At 61.2% G+C, this 389-nt stretch carries 1 protein-coding gene; it reads left to right on the top strand.

The genetic code is table 11. The features are described 5' to 3' along the window. The coding region (locus EVC45_RS45210; protein WP_129964424.1) for a pyridoxal-phosphate dependent enzyme at positions 1–389 on the top strand (389 nt) is incomplete at both ends.

Here is a 389-nt window from a genome sequence, read left to right as displayed (position 1 = left end):
TATAGCGATGCGTATGGTCACGCGGTCAAGCTGCAGGAAGAACGTGGCCTGACCTTCGTGCATCCGTTCGACGATCCCTACGTGATCGCGGGCCAGGGCACGGTAGCGATGGAAATCCTCAGCCAGCATCAGGGTCCGATTCACGCGATCTTTGTGCCGATCGGTGGTGGTGGTCTTGCGGCAGGTGTCGCCGCATACGTGAAATCGGTGCGACCCGAGATCAAGGTGATCGGCGTGCAGACCGACGATTCGTGCGCGATGGCCGCGTCGCTGAAGGCCGGCGAGCGCGTGACGCTGAACGAAGTGGGCCTGTTCTCCGACGGCACCGCGGTGAAACTCGTCGGCGAAGAAACCTTCCGTCTGTGCAGCGAATATCTCGACGAAGTGCT

The sequence above is a fragment of the Paraburkholderia sp. UYCP14C genome (assembly GCF_004197395.1).
Lineage (GTDB): Bacteria > Pseudomonadota > Gammaproteobacteria > Burkholderiales > Burkholderiaceae > Paraburkholderia.
The sequence above is the reverse complement of the archived record's forward strand: the minus strand, read 5'-3'. Positions and strand labels throughout refer to the sequence as shown.